The 22,940-nt window shown below is 37.9% G+C and carries 8 protein-coding genes; all 8 read left to right on the forward strand.

The genetic code is table 11. The features are described 5' to 3' along the window. Nucleotides 1–598 precede the first annotated feature (598 nt). From M666_RS15265 to M666_RS20055, 8 genes are read left to right on the forward strand one after another with little or no spacing between them, the layout of a single operon-like run. On the forward strand, nt 599–1,609 hold the full coding sequence (locus tag M666_RS15265; protein WP_029446551.1) for a DUF4138 domain-containing protein: 1,011 nt from the start codon (nt 599–601) through the stop codon (nt 1,607–1,609). Further along, entirely contained in the window at nt 1,606–2,142 is a 537-nt protein-coding gene (locus M666_RS15270) for a conjugal transfer protein TraO (protein WP_024480881.1), read from the forward strand. Before M666_RS15265 ends, M666_RS15270 begins: the two co-directional genes overlap by 4 nt. A 9-nt stretch (nt 2,143–2,151) precedes the next feature. Continuing rightward, the gene (locus M666_RS15275; protein ID WP_039325896.1) at nt 2,152–4,866 is read left to right on the forward strand and encodes a PKD domain-containing protein; all 2,715 of its coding nucleotides are present in this window, start codon (nt 2,152–2,154) and stop codon (nt 4,864–4,866) included. Nucleotides 4,867–4,897: 31 nt separating this feature from the next. After that, nucleotides 4,898–7,165: a DUF5011 domain-containing protein gene (locus tag M666_RS20035; protein WP_052206660.1), complete on the forward strand. Its 2,268-nt coding sequence runs from the start codon at nt 4,898–4,900 to the stop codon at nt 7,163–7,165. A gap of 21 nt (nt 7,166–7,186) precedes the next feature. Beyond that, the gene (locus tag M666_RS20040) at nt 7,187–10,216 is read left to right on the forward strand and encodes a PKD domain-containing protein (RefSeq protein WP_052206661.1); all 3,030 of its coding nucleotides are present in this window, start codon (nt 7,187–7,189) and stop codon (nt 10,214–10,216) included. 35 nt (nt 10,217–10,251) lie between these two features. Then, complete coding sequence (locus M666_RS20045; protein ID WP_052206662.1) at nt 10,252–14,724, forward strand: beta strand repeat-containing protein; 4,473 nt, start codon at nt 10,252–10,254, stop codon at nt 14,722–14,724. Between the two features lie 23 nt (nt 14,725–14,747). Next, nucleotides 14,748–19,967: a beta strand repeat-containing protein gene (locus M666_RS20050; protein ID WP_052206663.1), complete on the forward strand. Its 5,220-nt coding sequence runs from the start codon at nt 14,748–14,750 to the stop codon at nt 19,965–19,967. Nucleotides 19,968–19,982: 15 nt separating this feature from the next. Further along, a complete protein-coding gene (locus M666_RS20055) occupies nt 19,983–22,937 on the forward strand; it encodes a PKD domain-containing protein (protein ID WP_029446553.1) in 2,955 nt (984 codons plus the stop codon). Nucleotides 22,938–22,940 lie beyond the last annotated feature (3 nt).

A 22,940-nucleotide genomic window follows, 5' to 3' on the forward strand; every position in this document is an offset into this window, starting at 1 on the left:
GATAACATTATTTTTATGTTTTATTATTTTCAAAAAAGATAATAAAACGGGAATAATCAATTTTATCGTGCTTATTTCTTATGTACTAATTATTTTAGCATTTAGACTTTTCAAATCAGCATATGGAAATTCATTAGTCTGGCTAGTATTATTCTTGGTGCTAAGTAGTATTCATATTATTGTTTCCATAATTTATTTGATAATGAAAAAGCTTAAAACAAATAATCATTAACTATCCCTATAGACTCATTCTATAAATAAGGTTTAATAATTTATTTAAAAAAAAGAATTTCCTTAACTAGTAATTTTCAACAAAGAAAAAACCTATAAAAATTAATAAGGTTTGTTTTATATTGCTGGTTACCACATCTTCATAAGGGCATGCCAATCACAATCAGAGAAGCGAAGACAAGATTTTTTTAAGATATTATTTGTATTTGGACTAATATATTTCGGCTATTATTTTCATTTATTTATCTTTAGCTTTTTCATTTCTGAGAAAATAACCAATATTTTTAATCAAAATTGTACTTTTGCATATTAAATCTCGTAATAAGCCGTTAGTTAAAAGCAGTTGTTGATTTACGAAAAACCTCTTATGAAGAAAAATTATTTTTTTTTAATAGTGTATTTAGTTCTTATGGGCAGTGTTACTGCTCAGGATAATGCTAAACCATTAACTGTAGAGGCCAATGAATTTACTACAGTAACCCTTTTCTTTCCAGCAGTGATTGAACAGGTTATTCCACCAGCAAGCAATTATAAGTTCGAATTTGACCAAGGAAATACTATTGGAACCTTAAAAGCTAGAAAGGGAACACCCAGTAATATGACCGTAATAACGACGGATGGTAGTATTTTTTCAATTGTACTTAATTATTCACAAAAATTAGAAAAGTATACCCATATTATAAATGCGAATCAGGCGGTAGGAGCTATGAATTCAGGAAATTCTGCGACGCCAACAGAGCCAGAGAATACTACAATTGTTCAAGCAAATCCTAAGCCAAACGCTCCACCAGAAAGTGTCGCACCCGTAGCGTCTAATACAGATCCTCGAGAAACAATTAAAACTCCGCCAACGGATATGAATGTTAGTCCTGACGTTTTTGAAGGATTTTCAAATCAACCTAATACGGACCCTGAGCTATATTCTGATTCTGAAAATGATTTATATAATTTAGATCGAGAAGAATATTACAGCATTTTTTGTGAAAACAATTATTTACAAAAGAGTATCTTAAAACGTAGTTTCCGTCAAAATAAGAAAATCATTGTTCGTCTTAATAATATTTTAGTAGATCGTGAAGAAATATATTTTATGCTTTCTTTAGAAAACACTTCTAAAAAAGATTACAACGTAAATGGACTCAGCTTTTTTATTAAAGAGAGCCATAGAGACAACAATCCTTCAATATTAGAACCTGTACATACATTTAATTTACAGAAGATTATTGATCCTGAAAGTAATAATGAAATCGTATATGTTTTCAAAAAATTTCCTTTACAAACCAATCAAATAGTAGAAATTGTTCTAGACGAAATAGATAGTTCTAGAATGGTAATTCTTCCCTTGGATTATAAATATTTAAACTTGTTATCTAAATGAAATATTTTTTATTGCTAATTGTTTTATTAGTATCAAATTTTATTCACGCACAGGCTTTTTCAAATTCTGTAATGGGGGCTGCTGGTAAATTCGGAGATGGCTATGGAGGTGAAATGACCTTTAATACCAACTTAGATGAATACTCTTTTACGCAGATAGCTTTAGATGTTTCTTTATCTAATTATACCTCTGGAGAAGTAACTATTCCTTATTCAAGTTATACGGTTTCCTATTCTTATTTCACGACATTATATGCCACCGCTAGAAGATATAAAGTACTAAGTATTGGAGCTGGTTTATTGGCTGGTTATGAGTTAGTAAATGGTGGTAATGAGGCTTTTTCAAATATTGTTTTCTTAGACGGACAAAGTAAACTGATTTATGGAGGAACAATTGGAGCTGAAATTGATGTTATAATTAGTAATAGATTATCTATCGTAGCTAAAACATCTCAGTTCTATCATATGAATAGCGATTTTGGTCAATTTACAAACTTTTCAGGTTTAGGGCTTCGCTACTACTTTTTTAGGTAATTCTTATTTATGAAGTTAAACTACAGGTATATTTTTACACTTTTTGTATCATTGGCAGTCATCATTGCATGTACAAAAGAAGTAGGACTATATACTGAAGTAGAATTTGAAATTTCAGAAACTCATGTAGCAGATGGTTTTATTAATTCACCTCTTGCTACCTCTATTACCGTTACACCAGAAGAACTAGTGGAAGGGTATTCTTATACCTATTCCTATAAAATTAATACAGGCGAAGGGTATTTTCAAGATGAAGCCGGAAATACAATTGCCGAAGGAGATAAAATTGGGTTGAGTCCATTATCAGTCTCACTGAATTATATTGCCACAAAAATTGGAGATCACTCTATCACTTTTACTGCTGAAGATACTTTTGGTTTTCAGGAGCAGGTTACTTTATCTTATGTTATTAGTGATGTTCCCGTTTCTTGGACGGCAACAGGACCTACAGGACAAGTTTTGTTGGGTAGCTCACAAGATATTAGTATTACTTTAGGGAGTGAAACTACCACTACAGGAGTTACCTATGAACGGAATTATTCCTTTACTCAAGGAACAGGCACGATAACATCTTCTCCTAGTGGAGCGAATGAAACCCTTAATGAATTTGTTAGTATTACACCTGGAACGTATACCTTAACATATGTTTCTACAGAACTAGGACAAACAACTTTAGCGTTTTTATTGAAAGATTCAAACGGACAAGAACTACTTCAAACCGTAAGTTTTGAAGTGGTTGATGAACTTTCTACAGAAAAAGAAATCACTTCCTTTATCGTTAACGGAGTAGCAGGGACAATTACGGGAACTACTATCGATGTTGTACTTCCTGAAGGAACTGACTTAACTACATTGTCACCAGTTATTATTCATACAGGAGCAAGTGTTTCGCCGGAATCAGAAACAAGTCAAGATTTTACGAATGCAGTAATCTATACGGTTACGGCTCAAGATCAAACAATTCAAACTTATACGGTAAATGTAACAGTTCCTTCCGCAAACCAAGCTCCAACAGCTGTAGCAAGTTCTGATGTAACTTCTGGCGCTCCTTCTTTAGCAGTTCAATTTACAGGAGACACTTCTTCTGATCCAGATACTGGAGATACATTAACATATGCTTGGGATTTTGGAGACGGAAGCACAGCTACAACGGCCAACCCTTCTCACAGCTTTACAACCGCAGGAACGTACACTGTAACACTTACCATTACTGATGATGGAACACCAGTTCTAACTAGTACGGATACTATCACGATAATTGTAACAGATGCAAATCAAGCTCCAACCGCGGTAGCAACTTCAGATGTAACTTCTGGCGCTCCTTCTTTAGCAGTACAATTTACAGGAGACACTTCTTCTGATCCAGATACTGGAGATACATTAACATATGCTTGGGATTTCGGAGACGGAACTACAGCTACAACTGCTAACCCTTCTCATACCTTTACAACAGCTGGAACATATGATGTAACGCTTACCGTTACCGATGATGGAACACCAGCTTTGTCAAGTTCTGAGGCGGCAATAACAATAACTGTAACCGCTCCTGCCAATCAAGCTCCAACGGCGGTAGCAAGTTCAGATGTAACTTCTGGAGAAGCTTCTCTAGCGGTGCAATTTACAGGAGATACTTCAACTGATCCAGATGATGGAGATGTATTAACCTACGCCTGGGATTTCGGAGATGGAACTACAGCTACAACTGCCAATCCTTCTCACACCTTTACAACTGCGGGAACATATGATGTAACGCTTACCGTTACAGATGATGGAACACCAGCGTTGTCAAGTTCTGAGGTTACAATAACAATAACTGTAACAGATGCAAATCAAGCTCCAACGGCTGTGGCAGATATATTTACAGTAATAGAAAATTCTTCAGACAATATATTGGACGTTCTTAATAATGATAGTGATGCTGATGGAACTATTTTAACTATTATAGCTATAGAAACAGCTATAAATGGTAGCGCAACAATTGCTCCCGGAGGGCAATCTATACTTTATAACGCGACTAGTGGGAACGATAGATTTGACTATACGATTGAAGATGAAGATGGAGCTACTACTATGGCCACAATTGATATTAATGTAGTGCCAAATCAAAATCCTACGGTAGAAATTGATGATTTAATTTTAATACCTAATGGGAGTTTTCCTAAAACGATAAGTTTTGCTGTGGCTAATTCAAATGACACTGATGGAACCATTAAAAATTACAAATGGAACTTTGGTGATACAGGTTCTGCGGGTAACGAGGTGAATACCGAAAACCCAGATGTAATAACACATACATTCAATAGTGCCGGTACCTATGATATCATTTTAACAGTAACTGATGATCTTGATGCTACAGGGTCTGATACTGTCCAAATTATTCTGGAAGAACCACTAGCGCCAGATTTTTCTTTCAGTGCTAATCCTTACGATCCTGTTCCAGAGGGAGGATATCCAAATGGAGAAGTAAATCTTTATTTTAACATAAGCCCTAACAGTAGTATGCCTGAAGGAAATTATACAATGATTATGGAGACAGGAAAGGGGACTTTAGAACTAGGTGGTATAAATTACAGAGAGCGAATTGAAATTCCAATGACGGCAGGCTCTATAATTGGAGGGTATACAGACTTGCTTCTAAGTAATGTTGTAACAATAACTTTTACCGTAACAGAAATTTTCACAGGTATTGAAAAAACACAAACAATAACTTTAACTTATCAATAAATAGGCGCAAAACTAACCCGAATCAACCACAATGAAAAACCTATTTAAATACATTTTTGGTGCTCTAGCAATACTGGTAATAATAATAGCCTGTACAAAGGAAGTGGGACTATATACTGAAGTAGAATTTGAAATTTCTGAAACTCATGTAGCTGATGGTTTTATTAATTCACCGCTCGCTACTTCCATTACTGTTACCCCAGAAGAACTTGTAGAAGGATATTCATATTCGTATTCCTATAAAATTAATTCAGGCGAAGGTTATTTTCAAGATGAATCCGGAGCTAGTATTTCCGAAGGGGAAAAAACAGGGTTGAGTCCATTATCTGCCAATTTAAATTATATTCCAAAAGTGGTTGGTGATCATTCTGTAACCTTTACCGTAGTGGATGCTTTCGGTTTTAAAAAAGTACTAACGATAACTTATACGATAACAAATGTTGCCGTTTCTTGGACGGCAACAGGACCTACAGGACAAGTTTTGTTGGGTAGCTCACAAGATATTATTATTACTTTGGGGAGTGAAACTATCGCTACAGGAGTTACCTATGAACGAAATTATTCTTTTACACAAGGTACAGGTACGATAACATCTTCTCCTAGTGGAGCGAGTGAAACCTTTAATGAATTTATTAGTATTACACCAGGAACGTATACCTTAACCTATGTAGCTACAGAATTAGGACAAACAACTTTAGAGTTTTTATTGAAAGATTCAAACGGACAAGAAATAGTTCAAATCATAAGTTTTCAAGTTATAAATAAACTTGATACCACAGCTCCTGTAATAACTTTAATTGGAGGTGATATTTCTTTAGCAGTTGGAGATGCATATACTGACGCAGGGGCGAATGCAAACGATGATGTTGATGGGGATATTACCAGTGAAATTGATATTGTTAACCCTGTAGATCCTGATATACCGGGCACTTATACAGTAACCTATAATGTTTCTGATGCAGCAGGTAATGATGCTACGGAAGTTATTAGAACAGTTATTGTTTCTGATGCTCCAGATACAACCGCTCCAATAATTACAAGAAATGGACCTGCTTCTATTTCTTTAACGGTTGGAGACGCATATACTGACGCAGGGGCAACTGCAAACGATGATGTTGATGGGGATATTACCAGTGAAATTGATATTATTAATCTTGTAGATCCAGATGTAGCTGGCACTTATACAGTAACCTATAATGTTTCTGATGTTGCAGGTAATGATGCTACGGAAGTTATTAGAACAGTTATTGTTTCTGATGCTCCAGATACAACCGCTCCAATAATTACAAGAAATGGACCTGCTTCTATTTCTTTAACGGTTGGAGACGCATATACTGACGCAGGGGCGACTGCAAACGATGATGTTGATGGGGATATTACCAGTGAAATTGATATTATTAATCTTGTAGATCCAGATGTAGCTGGCACTTATACAGTAACCTATAATGTTTCTGATGTTGCAGGTAATGACGCTACGGAAGTTATTAGAACAGTTATTGTTTCTGCTGCTCCAGATACTACCGCTCCAATAATTACAAGAAATGGACCTGCTTCTATTTCTTTAACGGTTGGAGACGCATATACTGACGCAGGGGCGACTGCAAACGATGATGTTGATGGGGATATTACCAGTGAAATTGATATTATTAATCTTGTAGATCCTGATGTAGCTGGTACTTATACAGTAACCTATAATGTTTCTGATGCAGCAGGTAATGATGCTACGGAAGTTATTAGAACAGTTATTGTTTCTGATGCACCAGATACAACCGCTCCAATAATTACAAGAAATGGACTTGCTTCTATTTCTTTAACGGTTGGAGACGCATATACTGACGCAGGGGCGACTGCAAACGATGATGTTGATGGGGATATTACCAGTGAAATTGATATTATTAATCTTGTAGATCCTGATGTAGCTGGTACTTATACAGTAACCTATAATGTTTCTGATGCAGCAGGTAATGATGCTACGGAAGTTATTAGAACAGTTATTGTTAACGAACCCAAGGGAACTGTTACATATAGTACAACAACATCAATAAATGAGTCAGAATTTTCAATTACAGGGACGTTAACAATTTCAGGTGGTTCTCTAAGTTTTGAATTAAATGCATTTGGTGGTTCAAAGGGTGCTTCTGTTTTTCTTAATATCAATGGCGCTCCAACTAATGTATCGGTAGGAATAGGTGCTTCTTCAAGTAATTCTACTGGATTTTTTGGTCCAGGAACATACACATATACTTTAGAAGGTGTCTTTAGAGGTGGTGACGGTGTTGCACAATTTGGCGCATTGTAACTAATTTATATTCAATATATTATGAAAAAAAATTACAAATATATTACTTGCTTTATTGTTTTCCTCACTATAATCATAGCCTGCACAAAAGAAGTAGGACTATACACTGAAGTGGAATTTGAAATTTCAGAAACTCATGTAGCAGATGGCTTTATCAATACACCTCTTTCTACTTCCATTACGGTTACTCCGGAAGAACTCGTGGAAGGATATTCTTATTCCTATTCGTACAAGATTAATACAGGCGAAGGATATTTTCAAGATGAATCCGGAACTACTATTTCCGAAGGAGATAAAATTGGGTTGAATCCATTATCAGCCTCATTAAATTATATTGCCACAAAAAAAGGAGATCACTCGATCACTTTTACCGCAGAAGATACTTTTGGTTTTCAGGAGCAGGTTACTTTATCTTATGTTATTAGTGATGTTCCCATTTCTTGGACGGCAACAGGACCTACAGGACAAGTTTTGTTGGGTAGTTCACAAGATATTACTATTACTTTAGGGAGTGAAACTACCACTACAGGAGTTACCTATGAACGGAATTATTCCTTTACTCAAGGTACAGGTACAATAACATCTTCTCCTAGTGGAGCGAATGAAACCCTTAATGAATTTGTTAGTATTACACCAGGAACGTATACCTTAACGTATGTTTCTACAGAATTAGGAAGTATCTCAATAGAATTTCTGTTGAAAGATTCAAACGGACAAGAAATACTTCAGACCGTAAGTTTTGAAGTAGTTGATGAACTTTCTACAGAAAAAGAAATTACTTCATTTATAGTAAATGGAGTAGAAGGTACCATAGTTGAAACGGATATTACTATAGAACTTCCTGAAGGAACTGACTTAAATACATTATCACCAGTTATTATTCATACAGGAGCAAGTATTTCGCCGGAATCAGAAACAAGCCAAGATTTTTCTAGTCCTGTAATTTATACGGTTACGGCTCAAGATCAAACAATTCAAACTTATACGGTAAACGTAACAGTTCCTTCCGCAAACCAAGCTCCAACAGCTATAGCAAGTTCTGATGTAACTTCTGGTGCTCCTTCTTTAGTAGTACAATTTACAGGAGATACTTCTTCTGATCCAGATACTGGAGATACATTAACATATGCCTGGGATTTTGGAGACGGAAGCACAGCTACAACAGCCAATCCTTCTCACACTTTTACAACAGCAGGAACGTACACTGTAACACTTACCATTACTGATGATGGAACACCAGTTCTAACTAATACGGATACTATCACGATAATTGTAACAGATGCAAATCAAGCTCCAACCGCGGTAGCAACTTCAGATGTAACATCTGGCGCTCCTTCTTTAGTAGTACAATTTACAGGAGACACTTCTTCTGATCCAGATACTGGAGATACATTAACATATGCTTGGGATTTCGGAGACGGAACTACAGCTACAACTGCTAATCCTTCTCATACCTTTACAACAGCTGGAACATATGATGTAACGCTTACCGTTACCGATGATGGAACACCAGCTTTGTCAAGTTCTGAGGTTACACTAACCATAACCGTAAATGCTCCTGCCAATCAAGCTCCAACAGCTGTAGCAACTTCCGATATAATTACAGGAGAAGCGTCTTTAGCGGTACAATTTACAGGAGATACTTCAACTGATCCAGATGCTGGTGATGTATTAACTTATGCTTGGGATTTTGGAGATGGAACCACCGCTACAACTGCCAATCCTTCTCATACATTTACTACAGCTGGAACTTATGATGTAACGCTAAGCGTTACCGATGATGGAACACCGGCGTTGTCAAGTTCTGAGGTGGCAATAACAATAACTGTAACTGCTCCTGCCAATCAAGCTCCAACAGCGGTAGTAAGTTCAGATGTACTTACGGGAGAAGCTTCCCTAGCCGTGCAATTTACAGGAGATACTTCTTCTGATCCAGATACTGGAGATGAATTAACCTATGCTTGGAATTTCGGAGATGGAACTACAGCTACAACTGCCAATCCTTCTCATACCTTTACAACCGCAGGAACTTATGATGTAACGCTTACTGTTACCGATGATGGAACACCAGCGTTGTCAAGTTCTGAGGCAACAATAACAATAACTGTAATTGCTCCTGCCAATCAAGCTCCAATAGCTGTGGCAGATTTATTTACAGTAATTGAAAATTCTCCAAATAATCCATTAGATGTTCTTGATAATGATAGTGATGCTGATGGAACCGTTTTAACTATTATAGCGGTAGATGCACCTATTAATGGTAGCGCAACAATTGCTCCTGGAGGGCAATCTATATTATATACTGCTACTACTGGGAATGATAGATTTGACTATACGATTGAAGATGAAGATGGAGCTACTACAATGGCTACAATAGATATTAATGTAGTGCCAAATCAAAATCCAACAGTAGATATAACAGATAGAATTTTGATTCCAACAACAGATTACCCTAGAACGATAACTTTTAATGTAGCAAGTTCTGATGATACTGACGGAACCATTGAAAATTATGAATGGAATTTTGGTGATGTTGGATCGACAGGAAATATAATAAGTAATATAAATCCAACTGCTACATCACATACTTTTGATGATCCAGGAACATATAACGTTGTATTAACTGTTACAGATGACCTAGGAGGCACTGGATTTGATACCGTAGAAATAGTTTTGGATCCAGTTCAAGAGCCTGGCTATACATTTAGTATTGACCCAATTCCTAATCCAGTAACGACTTTTACGCAAGATATAACTTTTAGAATAATACCAAATGCCGCGGCAATAGCACAGGGAATAGAATTTACTATGCGTTATGAAGATAGATCTGGTCTCGCTAATATTACTTTTATTGAGTATGATAATCAAGATCATATTGTCGGCAGTAGTTTTATTGTTAATTCGGGAACTACATCTGGTATACTTCAGGGACCTTTTACTGAATGTAACGATATAGAATTTGAATTTATAGTCTCTACAAACCTTGTATTACCAGATCAAACGAGAACAGTTAGTTTTTTAATTAATACTGGATTTGCAGCTTGTCCATAAATTTGAATAATACTATTCCACGATAAGTATATTATATGAAAACCACAACTAAATATATACTAGCCTCAATTGCTCTACTAGCTTTAATCATAGCCTGTACCAAAGAAGTTGGCTTATATACAGAAGTAGAATTTGAAATCACGGAAGAACATGAAACTGATGGGTTTATCAGTACACCGCTAGCTACTTTTCTAACAATTACTCCTGAGGAACTATTAGAAGATCTTAGTTATTCTTTTTCGTATAAAATAAATTCTGGAGTGGGGTATTTTGAAGCTGTTGACGGAAGTATAATTCAAGAAGGAGAAAAGGCTTCTTTTAATCCTTTATCAGCTTCATTAGATTATATTCCAACAGCTATAGGAAATCATTCGGTAACCTTTACAGCATCGGACACTTTTGGATTTACAAAAGAAATTACACTTACCTATACCATTACTAATATTCCAGTTACGTGGACAGCCGAAGGACCTACAGGTCCAGTGCTATTAGGGAGCTCTCAAAGTATTACGGTAACCTTAGGAAATGAAGCGGCTGTAACAGGCGCGACCTACCAAAGAAATTATTCGTTCTCTGAAGGCTCTGGTAATTTATATACCGCAGCTCCTGAAAGCAATACTATTGCGGTGAATGATTTTGTAAGCATTGAACCAGGAACTTATGAATTGGAATATATTTCTAATGAATTAGGGGTTACAACGATTGAGTTCTTATTAAGAGATAGCAATGAGCAAGAATTAATAACTACCGTTACCTTTGAAGTTGTGGATGAACTTTCTAGTGAAAAAGAAATTACTTCATTTATAGTAAACGGAGTAGCAGGGACAATTACGGGAACTACTATTGATGTTGTACTTCCTGAAGGAACCGATTTGACTGCTTTAGCACCCGTAATTATACATACTGGAGCAAGTATTTCTCCGGAATCAGAAACAAATCAAGACTTTTCTAGTCCTGTAATTTATACGGTTACTGCTCAAGATGAAACGATACAAGCGTATACGGTGAATTGTAGTAGCAATGTTTCTGTAGCTAGTGTAGCGATAACTCCAAACCCTATAACAATTAATATCGGGGGAACAGAAAATTTAAGCGCTGTAATACTTCCTGCCAATGCTACCAATCAAAATGTGACTTGGTCTTCTAGTGATGATGCTATTGCATCCGTGAGTGCTGCTGGTGTGGTAACAGGAAACACAACAGGATCGGCTACAATTACAGTAACTACTGAAGATGGCGACTTTACAGCAACTTCAACTATCACGGTTCAGGCTTCAACCTTTGCCGTAACAGGAATAACGGTTGATCCAACAGCGATAACCATTACCAATGGAAGTACCACAACATTAACGGAAACTATTGCTCCTGCTAATGCTACCAATCAAAATGTGACTTGGTCTTCTAGTGATGATGCTATTGCATCCGTGAGTGCTGCTGGTGTGGTAACAGGAAATGCAATAGGATCGGCTACAATTACAGTAACTACGGAAGATGGCGACTTTACGGCAACTTCGACTATCACGGTTCAGGCTGCAACCTTTGCCGTAACAGGAATAACGGTTGATCCAACATCAATCACCATTACCAATGGAAGTACCACAACATTAACGGAAACTATTACTCCGGCTAATGCTACCAATCAAAATGTGACTTGGTCTTCTAGTGATGATGCTATTGCATCCGTGAGTGCTGCTGGTGTGGTAACAGGAAATGCAATAGGAACTGCCACCATCACAGTAACTACTGAAGATGGAGCATTCACAGCAACTTCGACTATCACGGTTCAAGCTGCAACCGTTGCCGTAACAGGAATAACGGTTGATCCAACATCAATCACCATTACCAATGGAAGTACCACAACATTAACGGAAACTATTACTCCGGCTAATGTTACCAATCAAAATGTGACTTGGACTTCTAGTGATGATGCTATTGCATCCGTAAATGCTGCTGGTATGGTAACAGGAAACACAACAGGAACTGCCACCATCTCAGTAACTACTGAAGATGGAGGATTTACAGCTACGTCGACTATAACCGTTCAAGCTGCAACCGTTGCCGTAACAGGAATAACGATTGGTCCAACATCAATCACCATTACCAATGGAAGTACCACAACATTAACGGAAACTATTACTCCGGCTAATGCTACCAATCAAAATGTGACATGGTCTTCTAGTGATGATGCTATTGCATCCGTAAATGCTGCTGGTGTCGTTACAGGAAACACAATAGGAACTGCCACCATCTCAGTAACTACTGAAGATGGAGGGTTTACAGCTACTTCGACTATAACGGTTCAAGCTGCAACCGTTGCCGTAACAGGAATAACGGTTGCCCCAACAGCGATAACCATTACCAATGGAAGTACCACAACATTAACGGAAACTATTACTCCTGCTAATGCTACCAATCAAAATGTGACTTGGACTTCTAGTGATGATGCTATTGCATCCGTGAGTGCTACTGGTGTGGTAACAGGAAATGCAATAGGAACTTCCACCATCACAGTAACTACTGAAGATGGAGGGTTTACAGCTACTTCGACTATCACGGTTCAGGCTGCAACCTTTGCCGTAACAGGAATAACGGTTGATCCAACAGTAATTACCATTACTAATGGAAGTACCACAACATTAACGGAAACTATTGCTCCTGCTAATGCTACCAATCAAACCGTTACTTGGAGTTCTGATAATACGAGTGTGGCTACCGTTAATACCAGTGGAGTAGTGACTGGTGTAGGTACTGGAGAAGCCAAAATTACAGTAACAACTCAAGATGGTGGATTTACAGCTACTTCTTTAGTAACCGTAGAAGCTGCTTCTATAGCTGTTACAGGAATAACAATTGATCCAACTTCTATAACTATTATTAACGGAAGTACAACGACATTAGTAGAAACTATTAATCCTTCTAATGCTACCAATCAAAATGTGATCTGGTCTTCTAGTGACAATGCTATTGCAACCGTAAATGCAACAGGACTGGTGACAGGAGTAGGAGTAGGATCTGCTATTATTACAATTACTACTGAAGATGGTAATTTTTTCGCCAATTCTCTAGTTACTGTAGATTCTGCTCCAGTATCAGTTACAAGTGTTAGTCTTAATCCTACCTCGATAACGATAACTGAAGGGAATACAACAATTTTAAATGAAACTATTTTACCAGCAAATGCTACAAATAAAGATGTAATTTGGAGTTCAGGTGATATAACTGTGGCGACTGTTGATGCAAGCGGAGTAGTAACTGGAATTGGAGCTGGAAACACAATGATTACGGTAACTACAGATGATGGGAATAAAACAGATACGTCAAACATAACCATAGAGGCTATGACCATAACATTACCAAATGTTACCGTTGGTATTAATCAGATAATTACTTTACCTTCAAACTCAGTCACATTAACAGGATCTGCTACCGATGCGGATGGAATAGCCTCTTACACATGGACTAAGATAAGTGGAATAGGAGCTACAATTGTTACGCCAACTGCAGCGTCAACTTTAGTAACCAATTTAGTAGAAGGCACATATATCTTTAGACTTACAGCAACCGATAATTTAGGTAGTGAAAACTTTGCAGAAGTAGAGGTTATTGTTAATCCTGCGCCAATAACTTTACCAACGGTTAATGCTGGTTCAAACCAAACAATTACATTACCGACAAATTCAGTGATGTTAGCAGGATCTGCTACCGATGCGGATGGAATAGCAACTTACACTTGGACTATAATAAGTGGAGGAGGAGCAACGATTGAAACACCTTCTGCTGCATCGACTTCCGTAACCGGTTTAATTGCAGGTACCTATATCTTTAGACTTACAGCAACCGATAATGTAGGTAGTGAAAACTTCGCAGAAGTAGAAGTCAATGTTAATCCTGCGCCAATAACTTTACCAACAGTTAATGCCGGTTCAAATCAAACAATTACATTACCTACAAATTCAGTAATGTTAGTTGGATCTGCTACTGATACAGATGGAATAGCAACTTACACTTGGACTAAAATAAGTGGAGGAGGAGCAACGATTGCAACACCTTCTGCTGCATCGACTTCCATAACAGGTTTAATTGCAGGTACCTATATCTTTAGACTTACAGCAACCGATAATTTAGGTAGTGAAAACTTCGCAGAAGTAGAAGTTAATGTTAATCCACAACCGTTGCCCTCAGTTACATTTGACCTTTCTACGGGAATATACACAGCTCCCTCTGGATCCACAGTGACTGTAACATTACGTTCTGAAGGAATGGGAAAAGGTTTAGCAAATGTAATAGCTCAAGACATAAATTTAGACACTACTTGGAATGGATTCGATAATGAAGAATTTATGGACTCTGATAGCGTGATAATAATAATGCCACCTTCTGGCTCCATTAGTTTTACAGGACAACATAGGGCTACCATTGGTGTATCATTTTCAGATGTTACAATAAGTAATAATGAGGGACCATCATTTGATATTCATATGACCGCTGACAATGGAATACCTCAATAATTAAGAATATACAAACATTTACAATGAAATCCACAACTAAATATATACTAGCCTCAATTGCCTTACTAGCTTTAATTATTGCTTGTACCAAAGAAGTGGGCTTATATACAGAAGTAGAATTTGAAATCACGGAAGAACATGAAGCTGATGGGTTTATAAGTACACCTCTAGCTACTTTTCTAACAATTACTCCTGAGGAACTATTAGAAGATCTTAGTTATTCTTTTTCGTATAAAATAAACTCTGGAGCGGGATATTTTGAAGCTGTTGATGGTACTACAATTGAAGAAGGAGTAAAGGCCTCTTTTAATCCACTATCAGCTTCATTAGATTATATTCCAACAGCTATAGGAAATCATTCGGTAACCTTTACCGCATCTGATACTTTTGGATTTACAAAAGAAATTACACTTACCTATACCATTACTAATATTCCAGTTACGTGGACAGCCGAAGGACCTACAGGTCCAGTGCTATTAGGGAGCTCTCAAAGTATTACGGTAACCTTAGGAAATGAAGCGGCTGTAACAGGCGCGACCTACCAAAGAAATTATTCGTTCTCTGAAGGCTCTGGTAATTTATATACCGCAGCTCCTGAAAGCAATACTATTGCGGTGAATGATTTTGTAAGCATTGAACCAGGAACTTATGAATTGGAGTATATTTCTAATGAATTAGGGGTTACAACGATTGAGTTCTTATTAAGAGATAGCAATGAGCAAGAATTAATAACTACCGTTACCTTTGAAGTTGTGGATGAACTTTCTAGTGAAAAAGAAATTACTTCATTTATAGTAAACGGAGTAGCAGGGACAATTACGGGAACTACTATTGATGTGTTACTTCCTGAAGGAACCGATTTGACTGCTTTAGCACCCGTAATTATACATACTGGAGCAAGTATTTCTCCGGAATCAGAAACAAATCAAGACTTTTCTAGTCCTGTAATTTATACGGTTACTGCTCAAGATGAAACGATACAAGCGTATACGGTGAATTGTAGTAGCAATGTTTCTGTAGCTAGTGTAGCGATAACTCCAAACCCTATAACAATTAATATCGGGGGAACAGAAAATTTAAGCGCTGTAATACTTCCTGCCAATGCTACCAATCAAAATGTGACTTGGTCTTCTAGTGATGATGCTATTGCATCCGTGAGTGCTGCTGGTGTCGTTACAGGAAACACAACAGGAACTGCCACCATCACAGTAACTACTGAAGATGGAGCATTTACAGCTACTTCGACTATCACGGTTCAGGCTGCAACCTTTGCCGTAACAGGAATAACGGTTGATCCAACAGTAATTACCATTACTAATGGAAGTACCACAACATTAACGGAAACTATTGCTCCTGCTAATGCTACCAATCAAAATGTGACTTGGTCTTCTAGTGATGATGCTATTGCATCCGTGAGTGTTGCTGGTGTGGTAACAGGAAATGCAATAGGATCGGCTACAATTACAGTAACTACGGAAGATGGCGACTTTACGGCAACTTCGACTATCACGGTTCAGGCTGCAACCTTTGCCGTAACAGGAATAACGGTTGATCCAACAGTAATTACCATTACTAATGGAAGTACCACAACATTAACGGAAACTATTGCTCCTGCTAATGCTACCAATCAAAATGTGACTTGGTCTTCTAGTGATGATGCTATTGCATCCGTGAGTGCTGCTGGTGTGGTAACAGGAAATGCAATAGGAACTGCCACCATCACAGTAACTACTGAAGATGGAGCATTCACAGCAACTTCGACTATCACGGTTCAGGCTGCAACCGTTGCCGTAACAGGAATAACGGTTGATCCAACATCAATCACCATTACTAATGGAAGTACCACAACATTAACGGAAACTATTGCTCCTGCTAATGCTACCAATCAAAATGTGACTTGGTCTTCTAGTGATGATGCTATTGCATCCGTAAATGCTGCTGGTGTGGTAACAGGAAACACAACAGGAACTGCCACCATCTCAGTAACTACTGAAGATGGAGGATTTACAGCTACGTCGACTATAACCGTTCAAGCTGCAACCGTTGCCGTAACAGGAATAACGATTGATCCAACATCAATCACCATTACCAATGGAAGTACCACAACATTAACGGAAACTATTGCTCCTGCTAATGCTACCAATCAAAATGTGACATGGTCTTCTAGTGATGATGCTATTGCATCCGTAAATGCTGCTGGTGTCGTTACAGGAAACACAATAGGAACTGCCACCATCTCAGTAACTACTGAAGATGGAGGGTTTACAGCTACTTCGACTATAACGGTTCAGGCTGCAACCTTTGCCGTAACAGGAATAACGGTTGATCCAACAGTAATTACCATTACTAATGGAAGTACCACAACATTAACGGAAACTATTACTCCTGCTAATGCTACCAATCAAAATGTGACTTGGACTTCTAGTGATGATGCTATTGCATCCGTGAGTGCTACTGGTGTGGTAACAGGAAATGCAATAGGAACTGCCACCATCACAGTAACTACTGAAGATGGAGCATTTACAGCTACTTCGACTATCACGGTTCAAGCTGCAACCGTTGCCGTAACAGGAATAACGGTTGATCCAACATCAATCACCATTACCAATGGAAGTACCACAACATTAACGGAAACTATTACTCCTGCTAATGCTACCAATCAAAATGTAACTTGGTCTTCTGATAATACGAGTATGGCTACTGTCAATGCTGCTGGTGTCGTTACAGGAAACGCAATAGGAACTGCCACCATCACAGTAACTACTGAAGATGGAGCATTTACAGCTACTTCGACTATCACGGTTCAAGCTGCAACCGTTGCCGTAACAGGAATAACGGTTGATCCAACATCAATCACCATTACCAATGGAAGTACCACAACATTAACGGAAACTATTGCTCCTGCTAATGCTACCAATCAAAATGTGACTTGGTCTTCTAGTGATGATGCTATTGCATCCGTGAGTGCTGCTGGTGTGGTAACAGGAAATGCAATAGGAACTGCCACCATCACAGTAACTACTGAAGATGGAGCATTTACAGCTACTTCGACTATCACGGTTCAAGCTGCAACTTTTGCCGTAACAGGAATAACGGTTGATCCAACAGCGATAACCATTACCAATGGAAGTACCACAACATTAACGGAAACTATTACTCCGGCTAATGCTACCAATCAAAATGTAACTTGGTCTTCTGATAATACGAGTGTGGCTACTGTCAATGCTAGTGGATTAGTATCTAGTGTAGGTATTGGAGAAGCCAAAATTACGGTAACAACCCAAGATGGCGGATTTACAGCTACTTCTTTAGTAACCGTAGAAGCTGCTTCAATAGCTGTAACTAGTGTTTCTATTTCACCGACATCCATAACAATCACGGATGGAAGTACAACAACATTAACAGAAACTATTGCTCCTGCTAATGCTAGCAATCAAAATGTGACTTGGTCCTCTGATAATACGAGTGTGGCTACAGTCAATGCTAGTGGATTAGTATCTAGTGTAGGTATTGGAGAAGCCAAAATTACGGTAACAACCCAAGATGGCGGATTTACAGCTACTTCTTTAGTAACCGTAGAAGCTGCTTCTATAGCTGTTACAGGAATAACAATTGATCCAACTTCTATAACTATTATTAACGGAAGTACAACGACACTAGTAGAAACTATTACTCCTTCTAATGCTACTAATCAAAATGTGACATGGTCTTCTAGTGATGATGCTATAGCGACAGTGGATGCAACGGGTGTAGTTACAGGAGTAGGGACAGGAACAGCTATTATTACAGTTACAACAGTTGATGGTAATTTTTCTGCTAATAATCTTATTACAGTGAATGCAGTTCCTATACTGGTAACTGGGGTTAATTTGACGCCGCCAACAATAACTATAATTGAAGGAGCTACGACTACTTTAATAGCTAATCTTATACCGAATAATGCAAGTAATCAATTAGTATCTTGGTCTTCTAGTAATACTAGTGTCGCAACTGTGAACGCTAGTGGTGTCGTAACCGGAGTGGGAGTTGGTAATACAACTATTACGGTAACTACCAATGATGGTAATAAAATAGCGACATCTCTCATTACAGTAGATGCTGCTCCTATACCAGTAACTGGAGTTAATTTGACCCCACCAACATTAACAATTATTAATGGTACTACAGCCACTTTAGCAGCTGATATAGAACCAAGCAATGCAAGTAATCAAGCAGTATTCTGGTCCTCCAGTAATACTGATGCTGCAACTGTGAACGCTAGTGGTGTAGTAACTGGAGTTGGAGTTGGTAATACAATTATTACAGTGACTACGGATGATGGAGATAAAATAGCAACATCTCTTATTACAGTAGATGCTGCTCCTATATCAGTAACTGGAGTTAATTTGACCCCACCAACATTAACCATTATTAACGGTACTACAGCCACTTTAACAGCTGATATAGAACCAAGCAATGCAAGTAATCAAGCAGTATCTTGGTCCTCTAGTAATACTGATGCTGCAACTGTGAACGCCAGTGGTGTAGTAACTGGGGTTGGAGTTGGTAATACAATTATTACAGTGACTACGGATGATGGAAATAAAATAGCAACATCTCTTATTACAGTAGATGCTGCTCCGATAGCTGTAACTAGTGTAGCTATTGAAAATAGAAGTGGCTCCACAGTCGCTATAGGTAGAACTATCTCCTTAACAAGAATTATAACACCTTCCAATGCAACAAATCAGAATGTTTCTTGGGTTAGTAGTAATCCAGGAAAAGCAACTGTTAGTGCAAGTGGTGTGGTTACAGGTGTAAGTGATGGTGATGTGATTATTACGGTAACAACTCTAGATGGTAATTTGCAAGATAGTATAACATTAACAGTATTGCCTCCAACATTTCCTAGTTATACATTTAGTATTGATCCAATCCCTCCCACAGTTACAACAACTACACAGGCTTTAACTTTTAGAATAACTCCGAATTCTACGGCACTAGCTCAAAATATTCAATTTACTATGAGTTATAAGGATAAAACTGGTCTTCCAAATGTTACCTTTTTAACCTACAACAGCACTTCACACATCGTGGGTAGTGAATTTACGGTCGATCCAAATATTTCCACAGGAATTTTAGAAGGACCTTTTACGAATTGTGAGTATATGGAATTTGAATTTACAGTTTCAAACAACTTAGGCTTACCAGATCAGGTAGAAACAATAAACTTTATTGTTCAAGATGGCTCTGCTTGTAATTAAATTAATAATTTGAGTATGAAGAAGTTCAAAACTTTAGCGATATATCTAAGCTTAGTCCTCACTATAATAATAGCCTGTACTAAAGAGGTTGGGCTATACACTGAAGTAGAATTTGAAATTTCAGAAACTCATGTAGCAGATGGTTTTATTAATTCACCGCTCGCTACTTCTATTACTGTAACTCCAGAAGAACTCGTGGAAGGATATTCTTATTCCTATTCGTACAAGATTAATACAGGCCAAGGATATTTTCAAGATGAATCCGGAGCTACTATTTCCGAAGGAGAAAAAGTAGGGTTGAGTCCATTATCTGCTAGTTTAAATTATATCCCAACAACTATAGGAGATCATTCGTTAACCTTTACCGCTGAAGATACTTTTGGTTTTCAGGAGCAGGTTACTGTATCTTATGTTATTAGTGATGTTCCTGTTTCTTGGACTGCTACAGGACCTACAGGACAAGTTTTGTTGGGTGGCTCACAAGATATTAGTATTACTTTAGGGAGTGAAACTACCACTACAGGAGTTACCTATGAACGGAATTATTCCTTTACTCAAGGTACAGGTACAATAACATCTTCTCCTAGTGGAGCGAATGAAACCCTTAATGAATTTGTTAGTATTACACCTGGAACGTATACCTTAACGTATGTTTCTACAGAACTAGGACAAACAACTTTAGAGTTTTTATTGAAAGATTCAAACGGACAAGAACTACTTCAAACCGTAAGTTTTGAAGTGGTTGATGAACTTTCTACAGAAAAAGAAATTACTTCTTTTATAGTAAATGGAGTAGAAGGTACCATAGTTGGAACGGATATTACTATAGAACTTCCAGAAGGAACTGACTTAACTACATTGTCACCAGTTATTATTCATACAGGAGCAAGTGTTTCGCCGGAATCAGAAACAAGTCAAGATTTTACGAATCCAGTAATTTATACAGTTACGGCTCAAGATGAAACAATTCAAACTTATACGGTAAACGTAACAGTTCCTTCCGCAAACCAAGCTCCAACAGCTATAGCAACTTCAGATGTAACTTCTGGCGCTCCTTCTTTAGCAGTTCAATTTACAGGAGACACTTCTTCTGATCCAGATACTGGAGATACATTAACATATGCTTGGGATTTTGGAGATGGAAATACAGCTACAACGGCCAATACTTCTCATACCTTTACAACTGCAGGAACGTATACCGTAACACTTACAGTTACTGATGATGGAACACCAGCTTTAACTAGTACGGATACTATCACGATAATTGTAACAGATACAAATCAAGCTCCAAACGCGGTAGCAAGTTCAGATGTAACTTCTGGCGCTCCTTCTTTAGCAGTACAATTTACAGGAGACACTTCTTCTGATCCAGATACTGGAGATACATTAACATATGCTTGGGATTTTGGAGACGGAACTACAGCTACAACTGCTAATCCTTCTCATACCTTTACAACAGCTGGAACATATAATGTAACGCTTACCGTTACCGATGATGGAACACCGGCTTTGTCAAGTTCTGAGGTGACAATAACAATAACAGTAATTGCTCCTGCCAATAAAGCTCCAACAGCTGTAGCAACCTCCGATATAATTACAGGAGAAGCTTCTTTAGCGGTACAATTTACAGGAGATACTTCTTCTGATCCAGATACTGGCGATATATTAACCTATGCTTGGGATTTTGGAGATGGAACTACAGCTACAACTGCTAATCCTTCTCATACCTTTACAACTGCGGGAACATATGATGTAACGCTTACCGTTACCGATAATGGAACACCAGCTTTGTCTAGTTCTGAGGCGACAATAACAATAACCGTAAATACTCCTGCCAATCAAGCTCCAACGGCGGTAGTAAGTTCAAATATAATTACAGGAGAAGCTTCTCTAGATGTGCAATTTACAGGAGATACTTCAACTGATCCAGATACTGGAGATACATTAACCTACGCCTGGGATTTTGGAGATGGAAGCACAGCTACAACTGCCAATCCTTCTCACACCTTTACTACACCGGGAACATATGATGTAACGCTTACAGTTACCGATGATGGAACACCAGCTTTGTCTAGTTCTGAGGCGACAATAACAATAACCGTAAATACTCCTGCCAATCAAGCTCCAACGGCGGTAGCAAGTTCAGATGTAACTTCTGGAGAAGCTTCTTTAGCGGTACAGTTTACAGGAGATACTTCTTCTGATCCAGATGCAGGCGATATATTAACCTATACTTGGGATTTTGGTGATAGCACTACAGCAACAACAGCCAATCCTTCTCATACCTTTACAACCGTAGGAACGTATACCGTAACACTTACAGTTACTGATGATGGAACACCTTCTTTATCAAGTTCTGAGGTGACAATAACAATAACCGTAACTGCTCCTGCCAATCAAGCTCCAACAGCCGTGGCAACATCTGTGCAAAGAACAGGAATATCTCAATATATATTTGACTTTGCAGGAGATAGTTCTAGTGACCCAGATAGTAATCCAATAACTTATTTATGGGATTTTGGAGATGGTGGTTCCTCCACTGAAGTAAATCCAAATCATACATATACTACTACGGGAGTATATAATGCTTCCCTAACAGTAAGTGATGGTTCTTTAACGAATACCAGTTCATTTACTGTGAACGCAAGAGACTTTGTTATTTTTACTGAAGGAAGTAATATTTCTGATACATTTGGTACTGGCAGCATAAGTGTTACAGGTGATTTAATTATCACTGGTAGCCCGACTATATTTACCTTAGCTGCCACATTAATAACAGGTGTAGGAGCAAATTCGAATGCTACCTTTATAATAGGTAGTACTCAATATACCGCAAACACTAGTAATACTAGCGTTCCAGGATTGCGAAATACAATTTCGTACTCTTCAGGCATCTATACATATACATTAAGTGTTATCAATACTTCTGGAAATTCAGGAATAATCAGAGCCGTTGTCACTTATCCATAGTTA

The sequence above is a fragment of the Cellulophaga baltica 18 genome (genome assembly GCF_000468615.2).
GTDB lineage: Bacteria > Bacteroidota > Bacteroidia > Flavobacteriales > Flavobacteriaceae > Cellulophaga > Cellulophaga baltica.

Bases quoted from the DNA above. Each gene is read 5' to 3' on its own strand.
- M666_RS15265 (WP_029446551.1), top strand. From the start codon at position 599: ATGAAGAAAAATTATTTTTTTTTAATAGTGTATTTAGTTCTTATGGGC.
- M666_RS15270 (WP_024480881.1), top strand. From the start codon at position 1,606: ATGAAATATTTTTTATTGCTAATTGTTTTATTAGTATCAAATTTTATT.
- M666_RS15275 (WP_039325896.1), top strand. From the start codon at position 2,152: ATGAAGTTAAACTACAGGTATATTTTTACACTTTTTGTATCATTGGCA.
- M666_RS20035 (WP_052206660.1), top strand. From the start codon at position 4,898: ATGAAAAACCTATTTAAATACATTTTTGGTGCTCTAGCAATACTGGTA.
- M666_RS20040 (WP_052206661.1), top strand. From the start codon at position 7,187: ATGAAAAAAAATTACAAATATATTACTTGCTTTATTGTTTTCCTCACT.
- M666_RS20045 (WP_052206662.1), top strand. From the start codon at position 10,252: ATGAAAACCACAACTAAATATATACTAGCCTCAATTGCTCTACTAGCT.
- M666_RS20050 (WP_052206663.1), top strand. From the start codon at position 14,748: ATGAAATCCACAACTAAATATATACTAGCCTCAATTGCCTTACTAGCT.
- M666_RS20055 (WP_029446553.1), top strand. From the start codon at position 19,983: ATGAAGAAGTTCAAAACTTTAGCGATATATCTAAGCTTAGTCCTCACT.